Annotated in this window: 9 protein-coding genes; 7 read left to right on the top strand and 2 right to left on the bottom strand. The window is 35.1% G+C overall.

Annotated elements, in window-relative coordinates:
- Nucleotides 1–49 precede the first annotated feature (49 nt).
- Entirely contained in the window at nucleotides 50–3,991 is a 3,942-nt protein-coding gene (locus FYC62_RS10685) for an Eco57I restriction-modification methylase domain-containing protein (RefSeq protein WP_039454376.1), read from the bottom strand.
- Between the two features lies 1 nt (nucleotide 3,992).
- Nucleotides 3,993–5,003: a hypothetical protein gene (locus FYC62_RS10680; protein WP_039454377.1), complete on the bottom strand. Its 1,011-nt coding sequence runs from the start codon at nucleotides 5,001–5,003 to the stop codon at nucleotides 3,993–3,995.
- A 926-nt stretch (nucleotides 5,004–5,929) separates the two neighbouring features.
- Here FYC62_RS10680 and FYC62_RS10675 point away from each other — a divergent pair.
- From FYC62_RS10675 to rhaT, 7 genes are all read left to right on the top strand, one after another.
- A complete protein-coding gene (locus tag FYC62_RS10675; RefSeq protein WP_205943710.1) occupies nucleotides 5,930–7,537 on the top strand; it encodes a glycoside hydrolase family 43 protein in 1,608 nt (535 codons plus the stop codon).
- Between the two features lie 110 nt (nucleotides 7,538–7,647).
- Nucleotides 7,648–10,008, top strand: a complete 2,361-nt coding sequence (locus FYC62_RS10670) for a glycoside hydrolase family 127 protein (protein WP_149074925.1) — start codon at nucleotides 7,648–7,650, stop codon at nucleotides 10,006–10,008.
- Nucleotides 10,009–10,096: 88 nt separating this feature from the next.
- Nucleotides 10,097–11,407, top strand: coding sequence for an acetylxylan esterase (locus FYC62_RS10665; protein WP_149074924.1), 1,311 nt, complete (start codon nucleotides 10,097–10,099; stop codon nucleotides 11,405–11,407).
- A 195-nt stretch (nucleotides 11,408–11,602) separates the two neighbouring features.
- A complete protein-coding gene (locus tag FYC62_RS10660; RefSeq protein ID WP_149074923.1) occupies nucleotides 11,603–13,789 on the top strand; it encodes a polysaccharide lyase family 8 super-sandwich domain-containing protein in 2,187 nt (728 codons plus the stop codon).
- Nucleotides 13,790–13,810: 21 nt separating this feature from the next.
- The gene (locus FYC62_RS10655; RefSeq protein WP_149074922.1) at nucleotides 13,811–15,607 is read left to right on the top strand and encodes a hypothetical protein; all 1,797 of its coding nucleotides are present in this window, start codon (nucleotides 13,811–13,813) and stop codon (nucleotides 15,605–15,607) included.
- A gap of 112 nt (nucleotides 15,608–15,719) precedes the next feature.
- The gene (locus tag FYC62_RS10650; protein ID WP_317131486.1) at nucleotides 15,720–16,736 is read left to right on the top strand and encodes a GntR family transcriptional regulator; all 1,017 of its coding nucleotides are present in this window, start codon (nucleotides 15,720–15,722) and stop codon (nucleotides 16,734–16,736) included.
- Between the two features lie 95 nt (nucleotides 16,737–16,831).
- Nucleotides 16,832–17,914 carry an L-rhamnose/proton symporter RhaT gene (rhaT, locus tag FYC62_RS10645; protein ID WP_039454382.1) on the top strand — a complete coding sequence of 361 codons (1,083 nt, stop codon included), beginning with the start codon at nucleotides 16,832–16,834 and terminating at the stop codon, nucleotides 17,912–17,914.
- The last annotated feature ends 16 nt before the right edge of the window (nucleotides 17,915–17,930 follow it).

Genomic DNA, 17,930 nt, shown 5'->3' with positions numbered 1-17,930 from the left:
TCATAATTTACCCTCTTAAAAACCACAATATCTGTAACCTATTAATCCTTTACTCCGCCATTGGTTTAATATCCTGCACTCTTGAATCAATATAAGTCCATTCTTCATTAGTTATACCCCAAAGGCTACATAGTTGTTTATCTGTATATGTACCTTCATATTTTGTTAAATCTGGAATAAATCCAAAACACCTTTTTGTAACATCTTGAGAAATAACCATTTGCAACAACAGAAACCGGACTAACTTTGTAAAAACATAAGATTTAAATGAAAGCACTTCCTCTTCTTTATCAAATGCTCCAGCAACTATATATGTTTCTGTACAACATTCCCCAGGTTTTGCTATACGTATATTTCCATCATAATAGAATCCTACCGGCTTAGTAAAGTCCGTCTGTCCTGCAATTGGTGATTTTGGTAATAGCAACTTCCATTTATCTAATAAATCAAATTTATCAGTAATATCATTTTCATCTGCATATTGTAAACCTATACGTTGAGTAAAGTAACACGGAATACCACTCTTTTTAGGTATGTAAAATCCTCTTATTCCAAAAGGCTTTGATGAAGAAACCCTATCAAATAAAGACCTACTTTCTTTATTCCAGTTAAGCACTTTATTTATAATTGAAATAGCTTTGTTATCTCTTATTAGTATTTCAAATTCATTCAGTGATCTTTTAGCACTATTAATTTCACCATTAATATTATTGGATATGGTACAATTACCAGCGTAATTTTTATCCCATAAGAAATAACATAAACCGCCTGCTATATCAACATTAGTAAAGCAATCATTAGAGTTAGGAAAGTCGAAAAGATGTGACATCCTATTATCATTTAACATAGATTCTCTAAAAGCATCAAGCCCTTTTCCACCTGCATACCATCTGGCTGGCATAATCATAGAAAAATAATCAGGTTTGATTTTCTTTGCAATATCTACAAAGTGTTGATAAACAGGTTTAGCGCTTTCACTATTTCCGCCATCCATTTCTTGATAAGGTGGATTACCCACAATTGCATTAAATTTCATTTCGTTATCATTATTTGTTTTCCAAAAAGATTGTCCTTTTTTTACTTTGGAGATAAAGTCCTCGGGTCTGTGCGTAATTTGATGAACCAAATCTTCAAAAAAGCGTGTATTTACTTTGGCATTTCTAAAACCAGCTAAAGTTCGTTTAGTAATGCTTTTTGCCATTGGCGTTTTACAGATGACAAATATATTTTCCAGTAAAGTTTCATCCCACAATTGTTGTTGTTCTTCAATAATTAAAGTTTCAACTTCCTTATCAGGATATTTTTGGCTCACCCGATTGCGGAAAATGCTATAAGCCACATAAAGTGGATAAAGCCCAGATTTAGAGTTGATTTCTAACACACGGCTCTCAGGCGCAAAAACATTTGCTGTAACTTCACTCTGTGTAATAAAAACGGGGTTTGCAATTGTTTTGTCTCGCTTTTCGTCTAAAAATACATATCCACCCAAACAATCGCCTAAATGCATGTTAACCACACGCCAAGGTGTTAAAACGGTTTCTTTATCAGGATTACGGAAAGTTGCAAATATGGAAGTGATACGTTCTATTCGGTCTTCTATGGGTAAATGGTCGGCAGCTCTTGCTAAAGCTCTTATTCGTTTTCCTGCTGCCCTAAATACATCGGGCTCATAATATTTCTTAAATTTCAGGAAGGTTTGTTTTGTTACGCCTTTAGGCATAAACTCTTCCCAAGATTGGTTATCAACCAATTCGGTAAAATTGTCTATTGAAATTTCATTTTCCTCGTTGTTTACATCAGCACCATAAATTAATAAAGGCATACGGATAGAAATACCACGCAGTATCGAAACGGCACTATCTCTATTCTTCTTCTTTTCAAATTTCTCTGCTAAAAGTTGCTTCTCTTCTTCAGAAAGATCTTCTTTCTTCTTTTTCTTGATGTTTTCTAATTGTTCAATTTCTTCATTTGTAAAGCCTTGTTTGTTTACATCAATATCGCCACTTTTAGGCATTGCTTTAGTAGTGCCAATTATCTTTTTAAGTCCTTCAAACTCTTCTAATTCAACAGATTCTAGATTCTTTAATTGGTCATCATTATACAAATAGCCATCTTCAAAACCATTTCTAACAACACGCTCCACATAAACTTTCTTAAGCTGTTCTAACATGCCGTTTACATCATAGCTTCTCATTTGAGAGCCATCAATAGATATAATTGGACAGAAATTGAGAAATTCACCCATTATTTTTCTATCCTCACCAGTTGTTTTACCAGCTTTGGCTGATACTTTAGCGGTTTCAGCAATAACTTTTAATGTTCTGTCTGGCGCAAAATCAAATACAAAACATTCTTCTTTAACCATGCCATTAATGGTTGCTGGGGTTTGAACACGGAAAATGGTTTGCATATAACCTGATGCAGAAGTGTTGTGTGAGCCTGACAGCATAAAAACGGCTGTCCATGCCTTAACGGAAACACCTGTTGTTAATCTCCCGCATGATAAGGTAATGGTGTAGGTTTCGTGAGGTTTGTCGCCAATTGCTTTTTCTACCTTTTTTAATGATTCTTCTTTTGCTTCTTCTTCATCACCATCACCAGCCACATTAACAATTTCAAATTGTCCAAAAACTGGATGCAATTTTAACATCTTACTTAATGCCTTCGCTTCTTTAACCCCTGGAACCATCCAAAGAGAATGGCGGAAATTATCTCGATATTCAGTTGTAGCATATGGGTAGTTACTTGTTGAATCTTCTTTACAAATTAAATTCAAAAAAGAAATTACATCCTTTTCATGTAAGAAAGCCCCAGCTTCATTCACTCTAAAAAACTCACGGAAATTAAACGCTACTTCTTCGTCAATATACCCATTAATTAATTTTCCAAGGTCGTAAGTAAAAATATTGAGTTTGGGAAGCGAAGCATAAGGATTTGGGTCGCCCAAATGAATTTGGTCCCATTCTGCTTTGGCTTTTTGTTCCATCACATAATCCCAAGTGTATAATTCTTCTTCCTTATAATTATCCAATAAATTAAAAGGTGTGCCAGATAAGTGAAGGATTTTTGTGTTTACTTTTTTCAACCCATCAACTACGTTTTTTCCTAGGTCGGTTTGTGTTCCCTCATGTGCTTCATCTACAATTATAAAATCCCAAAACGTTCCAAATATTTCATCATTTTTATTGAAGTTGCCACCTACTTTTTCTGAACCTCTTAGATCTTGCATAGAAGCAAAGTATATATACTTTGTACCATTAGCTTTACAAGCTTTTTCTAAAGTTGCGTATTGGTTGCCTTGGTTTTTAGAGCCATAAGAGTATTGAGGGGAATCATAAAATATTTTACCAAAATCTTCAAACCAACCTTTATCTACAACCGGACGATGTGTTAATATAAGTGTGCGAGTAAACTCATGCTCTTTTACTAATTGAAGTGCAGAAAGCGTTTTACCGAAACGCATTTTTGCAAACCATAACATTTCATTCCCTTTTTTGAATTGCTTAATGGTTTTTTCAATGGCATCTTTTTGTTCGGGTCTAAATACAATTGGATTTTGAGTTTCTGTAATTTCACTAGCATGTAAAGAATCCTTACCCTCTTTAAATGCTTTTATTGCCTTTTTTACAGTTTCAAGGTCGGTAACAAACCACTCGTTAGCTTTATTTTTAGTGTCGAAAGTTTTCTTTTTTATACCTGAGCGTGTAAATATATTGTGTATTTCATGGTCAGAAAATGATTTTAGTCCCGATTTATCGTTGAAAATCGCAAGTTCGGTGTATAATAAGTCGTAGGCAATTCCTGCTGTTTGTGTGTATTGGTCAATACGTTTCTTTGCAGCCCTGTTTAATGCTTTGCTATTGGGTTCTAGTCCCCAAATGTCTTCATTATCCGAAGTAGCTTCGCCAATTTTTAAACAACCCTTATGAGCTTCATCATTGATACGGAATACATAGATTAGCTTTAGTTTTAATGAAGAGGTAAATTTCATTTTATTTTGTCTTTAATAGGTCTATGAACCTAATTTTTTTTCCTGATCTTCCTGTTGTTGTGTCTTTCTTAGACCAATCTTTAATTAGACAATAAGTGCCGTTGTGCTTTAAAATATTATTGTCCATGCAACCTTTACAGAAACTGTTTTCGGTCTTAACATTGCCAAAAAGATCAACTTCAGTTACCGTTAATCCACCACATGTATTTGGAACAATACCTTTTAAGCCATCCATTTGCCAAACATTCCAAGAAATAATATAAGCAATAAAATCAAGAGATTTTAAAAGAGGCTCTTTACCAAATTTAGTGGTGTAATTTTCAATAAAGGTTACCAACATTGCTTCCCGAGCCAAAAGTAAACTATCGCCCTGCCATTCAAAAGCATAAGTACTTTTGTAAGCTGTTTGTGCCGCTTTTAACCACTCGCCTGTGGTGTTTACATTCTCATTAATGACTCTCAGTTTTCTATCTAAAATTCCAATCCTTTTTTCTATTGGAATAAACTCTCCGTTTGTGCTATCATATCTGCTAGTAATGTAAGGCGCTTCGCCACATGCCATTTCTAAACGGGTGTCGCTAATATAATCTCTCCACGTTTTTCCTTTTGGAAATTTGATTTTCTCCTTATTTACTTCCCATTTATAGGTTCCATAATCTAATGAGATTTCAGAGTTAAAGACATCATTTCTGCCAAACCAAGCGTTGTCTATCAAGTTATTTTGAGCATTACAAATCCAAGACGGCGTAAATACCTCAGCCATTTCTTTTGACCTTGACTGCTGTAAAATCTTGTCTTTATGTATCCGTGGCATAATTATGTTGCCATTTTCTCCTGTAATTAACTCTGGTAAAATTTGAGAATGAAAACTGTAAGCAGAACCAAACTGTTTATAATTTTCAGTTGCCCAAAAAATGTTATGTTGCGTTGTGTGGTCTCGCAATAATATATTGAGAACATCAGGATGTTGTTCTAAAATTTCATTTTCTAATATGTCTATCCCTATTCTCACTGAATTTTTTCTTTGTCAGTATGTTTCTCTTAACCCTTCAATATGTTTTCCAATTTTCACATGGTTTCAACTAAACGAAGGGAAAAATGGTATTAATCTGTTGCAAATATAACTTACTGGGCTTTTACTTTTAACTGATTCGTGATAGTTTTAACTAAATATATATGAGCAACATCAAGATTTAAATCTAAAGAATTTATACGTACATACAATAGCTGGCATTTTTGACTTCGGTTTTTTAAACAGGACAAGGATACAATGCTTATATTGGAGAATTTTATTTATTATTATGCTAGCCTCCTCATACATAAAATAAGAAATACTTTTAAAACCATAAACTATCAAGAGCTTCTCGTACTGTTTTAAGATGAATCTTAAATATTGTTATTACTTAATGTTGAAAAAGAAAGCCAACGAGTTGAATAATTACTAAGCATTATCAATATAGCGATAGAGAAAAACCTTAATAAATAGATTTATTTAAAAGACGGTTAAAGATTTACACATAGCCAAAGCCTATAAAAAATTCATACTCCAAATAATTTAAACATCTTTATGAAAGCCTAGCTCTAAGTATCTCTTTTATCCTTCTTACAGCATAGCTAACACATACATCACACAGAGATCACACATAGCAAACCGAAGGAACACCGAAGGAAGAAAATACGAAAAGGCCGTTTTGTCTATCATTTTCCAAGAGTTAAGCAGCAAGACCAATAGGTGCTAAATGTTCTATTTTGTTCTAAATAGGTTGCATAAAGCTCTTTAATGTTCTTTTAGCTTTAGCATATTTGCATGTTTGATATCAAATTACAACTTCTTCACCTCCATCCATGTGCGTTCGGCTTTAAAATAAGCTCTATCATTAAAACCAATTTAAACTCATGATTAATTCTCGCTCTCGCAGCATTTTTGGCTGCTTGCTGATGATTTGCTTATTATGCATGCAACAGCTTTACGCACAACAAGAAAAAGTACTTAAAAACCCTATTTTAGAAGGTTATTATCCAGACCCTAGTATTTGCCGTGTAAATGATGATTATTATTTGGTTTGTTCTACCAACGAGTATTTCCCGGGTTTACCCATTTTTCATAGTAAAGATTTAGCCCATTGGCAGCAAATTGGTCATGCTTTAGATAGGCCAGATCAAATAAGATTAGACAGCGTGAATCCATCAGGAGGGATTTTTGCGCCTACCATCAGGTATCATCAAGGTTTGTATTACATTTTGTGTACCAGGGCAGGTGGTGATCCTGTAAAAAGAAATTTCGTTATAACGGCAACAAATCCTGCTGGCCCATGGAGCAACCCTTACTGGTTAGAAGATGCGCCCGGTATAGACCCCTCTTTGTTTTTTGATGATGATGGAAGAGTTTGGTATACAGGAAATAAAACCCCCAATAAGGAACGCTATTTTAAGCAAAGAGAAATTTGGTTGCAAGAGTTTGATACCAAAAGCATGAAATTAAAAGGCCCTGTTACGCTCTTGCTTGATGAAGGCGCAACCAGAGAAGCCCGTAACATAGAAGCGCCACACATTTACAAAGTAAACGGTTATTACTACCTCATTATAGCAGAAGGAGGCACAGATTTTAACCATGCCGTTACAGTTTTTAGGAGTAAAAATATTCAAGGGCCTTATGAAATTGGTGCTAAAAACCCCATCATCACCAGCAGGCATTTAGGTAACCATTATCCTATACAAAACATTGGTCATGCAGATTTTGTAGAAACTCAAAATGGCGAATGGTATACCGTTTTATTAGGAACCAGACCCTATGGCGGAAAAGGCTTGGCCAATTTAGCCAGAGAAACTTTTATAGCTCCATTAATTTGGGAGGATGGTTGGCCAGTGGTAGCCCCAGGCGAAGGTAAGGTGTTGCCTCAATTTCTTTTTCCTAATTTACCAGAATTTAAGGTGGCTAAACCCAGTGTAAGAGATGATTTTAATAGCGATAAATTGGGCTTTCAATGGAATTTAATCAGAACCCCATCGGCAAACTTATATTCTTTAACCAAAAAACCTGGTACTTTAAGGTTATATCTAAAACCAGAAAATATTACAGAAAAAGCTAATCCGGCTTTTATAGGTCGTAGGCAACAGCATATCAATTTTGCGGCAAGCACATTCATGCAGTTTAATCCTAAAAATAAGGAAACGGCAGGCTTAGTTGTTTATCAAAATCCAACGCATCATTTTAAATTAGAGTATCTCTTACAGAACGGAAAAAAGGTGCTGCGCTTAACTCAGGTAAAAGCAGGCGTGGTAGAAATATTGGCCGAGAAAGCTATTGATGCTAAGCAATTATTTTTAAAAGTATCTGCCCAAGGGCAAGCTTATGCTTTTCATTTTGCAACAAAAGAAAACGATTGGAATTTATTGTTAGGAAATGTTGAAGGCACTATGCTTAACAGAGCTACAGCAGGCGGCTTTACCGGTGTTTACCTGGCTATGTATGCCAGTAGTAATGGCGCTAAAACCACTAATTATGCAGATTTTGCTTGGTTTGATTATCAAGAATTAAACAAATAAACTTACTTATGCATCTTTAAATTAACAACATGATTTGTTATTCTTTTTAAGAAATGTAAAAATTACACTTATATTTGATTTAACCAGCTATAAGCCAAAAAACCTATTTTATGATACGTAAAATTATCATCTATTCTTTCTTCTTTGTGGGTACACAATTTACCGCACAAGCGCAGCAAAAAGCTCAGTTATTTCCACTTTCGGCGGTTAAACTAGAAGACCAACTTTTCTTAAAAGCGCAGCAAAATAATTTAAAATATATTCTGGCTTTAGAGCCCGATAGACTCTTAGCTCCGTTCTTAAAAGAAGCCGGGCTTAAACCCAAAGCAGCTATGTATGGCAATTGGGAAACCAGTGGTTTGGGTGGGCAAACGGCTGGTCATTATCTTTCTTCGCTTGCGCTGATGTATGCCGCCACAGGAGAACCCGAGTTGCTAAAGCGTTTAGATTATATGCTAAATGAATTGGCACTATGTCAGCAAAAAAATGCAAACGGCTATGTAGGCGGTGTGCCGGATGGTTTAGCCATGTGGGCCGATGTAGCAAAAGGCAAATTGGAAGTAGCCAACTTCGCTTTAAACAAAAAGTGGGTGCCATGGTACAACATACATAAACTTTATGCGGGTTTAATAGATGCTTATGTGATAGCACAGAGGCCAGAAGCTAAGCAGATATTGGTAAAACTAAGCGATTGGTGTTTAAATATCATCGCCAATTTAAGCGATGAGCAAATGCAAAACATGCTACGTTGCGAGCATGGCGGGATGAACGAAGTTTTAGCAGATGTAGCAGCCATTACTGGCGATGATAAATATTTAGTGGCGGCTAAGCGTTTTTCGCATCAATTTATTTTAGAACCTTTATTGCAGCAGAAAGATGCGCTTACCGGTTTACATGCCAATACACAAATCCCTAAAGTAATTGGCTTTATGCGTATTGCAGAGCTTACACAAAATGATAGCTGGAAAAATGCATCTAAGTTTTTTTGGGAAACCGTAGTCAATAATAGAAGTGTGGTAATTGGAGGCAATAGTGTAAGAGAGCATTTCAATAAAACCGATGATTTTGCTGAACTTATTTACCATAAAGAAGGTCCTGAAACATGCAATAGTTATAACATGTTGAAACTAAGTAAGCATTTATTTCAAGACCAACCGCAAGCTGGCTATTTAGATTTTTACGAGAAAACTACTTACAACCATATCTTAGCATCGCAACACCCAGAGCATGGCGGTTTTGTTTATTTAACGCCTATGCGGGCGCAACATTACAGGGTTTATTCTAAACCCGAGCTTGCTTTTTGGTGCTGTGTAGGTACAGGTATAGAAAATCATGCAAAATATGGCGAGTTGATTTATGCTCATCAGCAAAATGATGTATTTGTAAACCTATTTATTGCTTCTACCCTCCATTGGAAAGAAAAAGGCTTAACATTGAAGCAAGAAACTAAGTTTCCTTTTCAGGAGTCTAGTACCCTAACTTTACAATTAGCAAAACCACAATCTTTTACTTTATACATCAGAAAGCCATATTGGGTAAAAAGCAATCAGTTAGCGGTTTTAGTAAACCAGAAACCTGTAGAGGCTAAACTTGCAGCAAATGGTTATGTGGCTATCAAAAGAAATTGGAAAAATAACGATAAAATAAGCCTAACACTTCCAATGGAAACACAGCTAGAATCTTTACCAGACCATTCTTCTTGGGTGGCTTTTAGGCATGGGCCAATTGTGTTGGCTTCTGCCACTTCTAAGCAAGATTTAGAAGGCTTAATTGCTGATGATTCTAGAAAAGGACATATTGCAAACGGACCTTTATATTCTGTTGCTGATGCTCCTGTGCTTATCTCAGAACAGAAAAATTTCAAACCTCAATTAGAAATTATAGATAAAGATAAACTGATATTTGGTGCCGCTAAGTATATCCACCAGGATAAATATAAAAACCTAAAACTGATTCCATTTTTTAATTTACATGATGCCCGATATATGCTTTATTGGCCCGTAAGCAGTATCCAAAGTTTAGAAGAAAATCGAAAAAAATGGTTAGCAGAAGAGCAAAAAGTCTTGCCTTTAGAAACAGCAACGATAGATTTTGTTGCACCCGGCGAGCAGCAGTCTGAAGTAGACCATGCCTTTGAAGGCCAAGAAACCGAGAACGGCTTGTTTAGAGATAGGCGTTTTAGAGCTACCAAAGCATGGTTTTCTTACGAGCTAAAGAATGAAAATAAGCAGGCTAAAAAACTACGTGTTACTTATTATGGTGCAGATGTAGCTAAAGGACTTCAGATTTTCGTGAATGATAAAATGCTTCAAAAAGTTGTTTTAAACGGAGATAAAGGAGAGAAGTTTTTTGATGAGGAATACATCATCCCAGCTGATATTCTTGAAAATGCAAAATCTTTAAAAGTTAAGTTTGTAAATACAGAAAATGCTAGGCCAGTTAAGGTGTTTTTCATACGACTTTTAAAATAACAGACTAAAATCAAATAGGTTTTTGTAGATACAACATATACACTAACTTAGTACTTATTAGCTAACCCAATATACCAAACCTCTAAAAATGAATAATTCAATTCTTAAGTTTAAAAACTTAACATTCATCTTGTTAGGCTTTTTATTCATTGCCAACGTACAGGCACAAACCCATAAGTCTACAAATCTTACTTTAGCTGTTACCGCTGATAAACCTGATTGGGTTTATAAAATAGGTGAGCAACCTAAGTTTAAAATTACCGCAATGCAAGACGGTAAGCAGCTTAAAAATGTAAAAGTAAAGTACGAGCTTGGTCCAGAAAAAATGCCCGCTATTAAAAAAGACTCTTTAGTGTTAACTCATGGCGAGGCAGTGGTAATTGCTAGCTCTTTAGCAGAACCAGGTTTTTTAAGAATCACGGTAACTACACAGTCTGGTGATAAAGTCATTAAAAGTTTAGCCACAGCAGCTTTTGCACCAGAAGCTATAAAACCAACCATTACTTTGCCAGATGATTTTAAAACCTTTTGGACAAAAGCCATAAAAGATTTAGAAAAAGTACCTTTTGATGTAAAGCTAGAAGCTTTAAAAGAGCGTTCAACCGCTACGGTTGATGTGTACCAATTAAATATCCAAAACATTGGTGCTTCAAGAATTTACGGTATTTTATGTGTACCTAAAAAGGAAGGAAAATATCCAGCCGTTTTAAAAGTTCCGGGTGCAGGGGTAAGGCCTTACAATGGTGATATTGCTTTAGCTGAAAAAGGATTTATCACACTTGAAATAGGCATACATGGTATTCCGGTTAACCTAAATACCGATGTTTATAACGATTTAAGAGCCGGAGCATTAGCAGGTTATCCTAGCTTTAATTTAGACAATAAAAACAGCTTTTATTACAAAAGGGTTTATTTAGGATGTATCAGAGCTTTAGATTATTTAGCCAGTCATCCGGCTTATGATGGTACTAACTTAGCCGTACAAGGCGGTAGCCAAGGTGGTGCATTATCTATTGTAACAGCTGCATTAGATAAAAGAATAAAATATTTGGTTGCATTTTATCCCGCTTTAAGCGATGTTACAGGCTATTTATTTAACAGAGCAGGAGGCTGGCCGCATTATTTCAATGCTACATCTGTTACACAAAATAATACCAAAGCAAAATTAGAAACCTGCCAATATTATGATGTGGTAAATTTTGCTAAGCAATTAAAAGTACCTGGCTTTTACAGTTGGGGTTTTAATGATGAAACTTGTCCGCCAACCTCTATGTATGCAGCTTATAACAGCATCAGCGCAGCAAAAGAGCTGGCTATTTACAAAGAAACAGGTCATAATACTGTAGAAGCTCAAAGAGAGCAAGCTACCAATTGGCTTATCAGTATGTTAAAAAAATAGTCTTCAACTTATAAGATAAGCTTCTGAAAGATGGGAGTCTTTCAGAAGCTTTTTTTATCCCATTTAAAAGCCCGCTTGCTGGGCCAAATTATTTCTAATTTTGTTTTCTTAGAAAATATTAATAACTACGCAGAATTATTTGCCCCAAACCAATTTATTAAACTAATTTATTAAGGCCTAAACCATATTCTAATTATGCAAACGTTTGTATTCAGTTTAGAGAAATCTAGCTTGGCAAAAAAAATGATGCTCCTACTGTTTTTATTCACATCAGGTAGCGTATACGGACAGTCTAATCTTATTGATGTTCTTGCAGTAAACATAAAAGACTATTACATTATGAATAAGCAACAAGACAAAAACTTAAGTCTTGCATTGCAGAATTTAAAGATAGATAAACAAGCATCAGACCAAGGTACTATAGAGCTTTATGAGAAGAAGGAAATTAAGAAAGAAGATGTTTTAAAAATCATAAACTCGCAAAGTGGAAACGGTAGCTGGGCAGATATCAATTATAAAGACGAAAAACGTGGCGGTTGGGAGCCCAAACTACATGGCGATAGGGTGTTATTATTAACAAAAGCTTATAAGAATCCATCGTCAGCGTTTTATAATAAAAAAGAAATTTCTACAGCTATACATAAAGCATTACAGTTTTGGTTTCTTACAAAGCCAGTATGCTTAAATTGGTGGTATAATGAAATTGGCTTGCCGCGTACATTGGGCCCTGCCTTTGTTATGCTTAAAAATGAATTATCTGCCGAAGAATTGCAAGGTGCTATAGAAGTGATGAATAATGCTGGTTTTAGAATGACAGGGCAAAATAAGGTATGGCTAGCCGGAAATGTTTTATTCAAATCTATTTTATTAAATGATGCGCAATTGGCCCAACAAGCCAGAGATACCATTGTTTCTGAAATTGTGCTTACTAATGTAGAAGGTATTAAGCCCGATTATAGCTTTCATCAACACGGGCCACAACAGCAATTTGGCAACTATGGCTTATCTTTTTTTATTGGGATGTCTATGTGGGGGCGTGTTTTTAACCAAACGCCTTTAGCTTTTAATCCAGAGCAGGTAGGTATTTTAAGAAATTTATTTTCTGAGGCTTATAACTGGCTATCTTGGAAAGCCCAGTTTGATGTAAACTCTTTAGGAAGACAGTTTTTTAAAAATGCTTTAAAGAATAAGGCATTAGGAGTAGGCTTTGTTGTGGCAGATATGATGTTGATAGATCCACAGCATCAACAACTTTATGCAGCTTACATTCAAAGAAATTTTGGTAAAACTACAGAAGCAAACGCTTTAGAAGGGCATCAGCACTTTTGGTATTCTGATTTTACCATCCATAGAAATAAGGATTGGTTTTCATCGCTTAAAATGTCTTCTAACCGTGTTATAGGTGGCGAGGCTGGCAATAATGAAAATCTTAAAGGCTATTATTTGGCCGATGGCGCCCACTATATTATGGTAGACGGTACCGAGTATGATGATATTTTCCCGCTTTTAGATTGGAGAAAGCTACCGGGTGTTACCTGTTACGATGCTAAAGAAGCACTTCCTTTATTAACTTTTAAGGGCTACCAAAACCCTTCTGATTTTGTAGGAGGCTTATCTCATGCAAATGAAGGGATATCTGTTTTTTCTTTAGATAGAGATGGTTTAAAAGCTAAAAAAGCATGGTTTTATACCAAAGATGGTGTTATTGCTTTAGGTGCCGATATTCAATCAGGTAATGCTAATGCAGTTACCAGTACCATCAATCAAACTTACTTAAACGGTAAGGTTTATGTAAAAGCTAAGCAGCTTGAAGAAGTATCAAAAAGTAAGAATTTAAATCATGTAGATTGGGTTTATCACCACAAAATAGCGTATCATAACCTAGGCAAATTGCCATTATCTTTAAAAATAGAAGAACAAAAGGGTAGTTGGGGAGAAATTGCTAAAGTTTACAATACAGATAAGTTACAGACAGATATGTTTACCTTATTTGTAAATCATGGTAAACAGCCTAAAGCTGCTAGTTATGCATATTTTATCCAACCTGCGGTTAGCTTAAAAGAAGTTAAAAGCTATAAGCCCAATTTTAAAGTTTTAGAAAACAGTACTAAGGCACAAATCATAAACTTTAGCAAGGATGATAAATTTGCTTTTGTGATTTATCAGCCTTATACTTTTTCTCATCCTAAATTAGGAAACATCAAGTTTGAGCAAGCGGGTTTATACTTGCTGGCTAAAGAAAATGCTAAATGGAACATCACCGTTGCAGACCCAACACAAAAACTATCAGAAATAACGTTTCAATTAAAGAATCAAACACATCAAATAGCTTTACCTAAGGGGCAAGCTTTGGGTAAATCAATAAACTATCTCATTCCTTAAACAATTAATTACATACTCATCATGAAAAGAATTGCTTTAATAGCTTTAGTATTAGCCACTATACATGCAGTTGCGCAAGACAAGAGTGCTGTTCCTTATTGGAATAGTAAAACACAGCTTATTCCGTGGCGTTTCCAACCTCAAATTACCAATATCACTTATGAAGATTTAGATAAAGACGGTGACCCGGATGTTTTAAAAGCGATGCTAAACGGTAAAATTCCTATTATTTGGATTGATGATAATGACAATATGAAGGTAGGAGATAAAGAAGGAGATACCGTAGACGACTGTTTGTTAATAGACAAAAATATGGACGGTATTTTTGCTGGTCCTTTAGATTTTAGTATAGATTGGACAGATGAAAATAACGATGGCAAAGCCGATATACAACTGATTGTAAACAACGGAAATGCTAAAAAGCGTAATTTTTTTGATTGGCAGGCAGATTTTATGTACATCATGGACGATGACAAAGACCAAATTATGCACTATGTAGATTGGAACAAAATTGCCATGGAAGCTTGGGAACACATAGGTCATGCAAACTTTTTCTACGATTACCACGGCAATTCTACCTTCTTAAAAATGCATGGTTCAAGCTTTAGGATAGATGATTTACGTTACAACTGGGAAAATCCTTTCATTTTTTATGATTTTGATAAAGATGGTTTGTCTGAAATGGCTATCCGCTTGTTAGATATACCCGTTTTTAGAGATTCATCAGAAGCAAAAAATATTGCCAATGGTTTTGATAAACTAGATAAAGAAATTGATACCAAATACAGCAGAATGATTACCTATGCTGCTCCAGCATGGGATTTAGATAATGATAATGCACCGGGCAACGAGTTTGATTTTGATATGAGCTTATTGCTGAAAGGCAAAGGCTTTAGCTATACAAACCAAGCCCATACTTTTAAAAAGTTAAAAGGTATACCAGCAGCTAATAAGTATTTCTTTGATAAACGGTGGAGAGAGATAGATACTTTATTTTATCCGGATAGACATGTAGCCTATGATATGATTTTCAAAAAAGGCGATTGGCAGGAAGCAAGATTGGTTTTTGATGAAGATGATGATTGCAACCGTTGGGAGCGGGTGGAGTTTTATGACCCTCTAGATTTGTTTAAAACCGGTGGTGGTAAAGGCGGTTTGGATAATAACCTGCAAGCAGACGTTATTGGCGATAGAGGCGAGTTTGATATGGATAACTCTGGTAAAGGAAATCTTTATATAGGGGCTTTTGATGGAAGAATTCACCTTCATGGTGCCGAGTGGGGTGCTTGGAGGATAGATCAAAACGCTTTCTCATTCCAAGGTTTTGGTGGTATTTACGACAGATGGAAACCCGGCAGAATGCAAAAAAACATCAATGTATTTGCAACCGTAAAATATACGGATGCAGATAATAACGGCTTCATAGATGTAATTGAATATGATTTAGATGGAGACCAAAAGTTTGAAGATAAAGTTTCTTTAAAAGCATTAGGTATTGATGATAAACAAGCGGTTATTAATTCGGCAGAACTAAACCATAAAGGACTACAAAAACTATTTGAAAAAGTTGCTAATAACATTTGGAACAAGGCTTTAGCAGCCTTAGAAGTAGCAAAAAAACATAATCTTAATACAGATTGGTATGCTTTTTACAAAAAACCAAACTCTGTTAACGAGAAATATCAATACGGTTATTGGTTAGGTTTTTATATCTATCAGGATTTAAGACACGCAGCAAAAGCAGCTAACAATACAACTTTGGTAAGCCAATTAGATAAAGCTTATTATAGTGGTAATTGGGCATCATTAAAGAAATAAAACCGCTTAGATAAAAATGTAAATATTCAATTAAAATCATATAGAGGTAGGACATTTTACTTTGTTCTACCTACATTTGTATAAACCTTTGTTTTCTTTGCGTTTCTGATTTATGCGGACAGATAATTTTTTTAAGCTTATACAAATAGATGAATATTCTGCAACACCAAAATATATGCAGCTTTGCGATTCTATTATAGCAGCCATAGAAAATGCTAAGCTTAAAAAGGATGATCCATTGCCATCTATAAACGAATTAAGTTTTGCTTTAGATATTTCTAGAGATACGGCAGAAAAAGGCTATAAATATCTTAAGAAAAGAAACATTCTGGTTTCTGTACCGGGTAAGGGTTATTATATCGGCAATACAGATTTTAAAAAGAAAATTAGGGTTTTCTTACTTTTCAATAAGCTATCGGCACATAAAAAAATCATTTATGATGCCTTTGTTGCTGCCTTAGGTGAAGATGCCGCTATAGATTTTTATATCTATAACAATGAGTATGCTATCTTCAAAAAACTTATCCAAAGCAAGCGTAATGATTATTCTCATTATGTAATTGTACCACATTTTATGGAGGGAGGTGAAGACGCCTATCAAATTATCAATACCATACCGGCAGATAAACTTATCTTATTGGATAAGAAAATTGAGGGTATAGAGGGTAATTTCTCTGCTGTTTATGAAAACTTTAGGCAGGATATCTATCAAGCACTTAATCAGGCCAAAGAAGAGCTTTCAAAATATCATACCTTAAAATTAATCTTCCCGGATAAAAGTTATTATCCTACAGAAATTATTGATGGCTTTAAGCTGTTTTGTCAGCAATATGCTTTTACCCACCGCATCATACACGATATAGAAACAGAGCTCATAGAAAAAGGAGAAGTTTATATCAATTTGATGGAGGATGACCTGGTTACCCTAATAGAGAAGATTGTTTCTTTAGATTTTAAACTGGGTACAGAAGTGGGAATCATCTCTTATAATGAGACACCTTTAAAAAAATTATTACTTAACGGAATCACTACCATTTCTACAGATTTTAAATTGATGGGAACTATGGCTGCAGAAATGATAAAAATCAAATCTCGGCTCACCGCGAGGTTCCATTTTACCTTACTTTAAGAGCGTCTTTGTAAAAGATGCATGATGGTACATGACAGTTTAACGTAGTTAGGTGCATATTTAGCCCTACCAATAGTAAGTTAAACGAATTATACATGCAAGCATTATTAGGCGTCATTTTTCACTTTATTGGGGGCTTTGCTTCCGGTAGTTTTTACATCCCTTATAAAAAAGTTAAAGGTTGGTCTTGGGAAAGTTATTGGATAGTAGGCGGGATATTTTCTTGGCTTATTGTACCTCCTTTAGCTGCTTATTTAACCATACCAGATTTTACCGGAATTATTGCCGCTACTGATGGTGGCATTTTAGGCTTAACTTATTTCTTCGGCGTTTTATGGGGAATAGGTGGTTTAACTTATGGCCTGGGCGTAAGATATCTTGGTGTTTCTTTAGGGAGCTCTATCATCTTGGGCTTATGCTCTGTTTTTGGAGCTTTAATTCCTTCTTTTTATTATGATTTACACCCTAGTCCGGGTAAAGATTCTTTTTCAGATTTAATTAGCAATACTTGGGGTCAAATGGTGTTGCTGGGTATTCTGGTATGTATCATCGGAATTATCATCTGCGGAAAAGCAGGTATGATGAAAGAGAAAGATTTAAAAGCGGCAGAAAAAGACGCTTCATCGGCCAATAACGAATTTAAAATAGGGTTAGGACTTTTTGTATCCATAATTTCTGGTGTTTTAAGTGCCTGTTTTGCTTTCGGGATTGATGCAGGTAAAGACATGGCTTCTACAGCAAATGAAGTGTGGAAAGCTAGTAACCCTAACCAAGGCGAATTTTTGTTTCAAAATAATGTTACTTATGTAGTCATTTTATTAGGTGGTTTAACTACCAATTTTATTTGGTGTATGTTGTTAAACTTCCGCAATAAAACTTTCGGAGATTATACCAACGCGGCTACGCCTCTATTAAAAAACTACATTTTCTCTGCATTAGCAGGTACAACTTGGTTCTTACAATTTTTCTTTTACGGCATGGGTGAAAGTAAATTAGGAAATGGTCCAAGCTCGTGGATATTACACATGGCATTTATCATTCTTATAGCCAACCTTTGGGGTTTAATCCTTAAAGAATGGAAAGGTGTAAAAAGTAAAACCCTCACTACCATTATCGTAGGTATACTATTTATTATCCTTTCTATTTTAATTGTAGGCTACGGAAACTCAATCAAATAATAAAACAATAAAAACC

Origin of the sequence: Pedobacter aquae, from assembly GCF_008195825.1 — a bacterium.
In the GTDB taxonomy this organism is placed as follows: domain Bacteria; phylum Bacteroidota; class Bacteroidia; order Sphingobacteriales; family Sphingobacteriaceae; genus Pseudopedobacter; species Pseudopedobacter aquae.
This window is presented reverse-complemented; position numbering and strand designations above follow the sequence as displayed.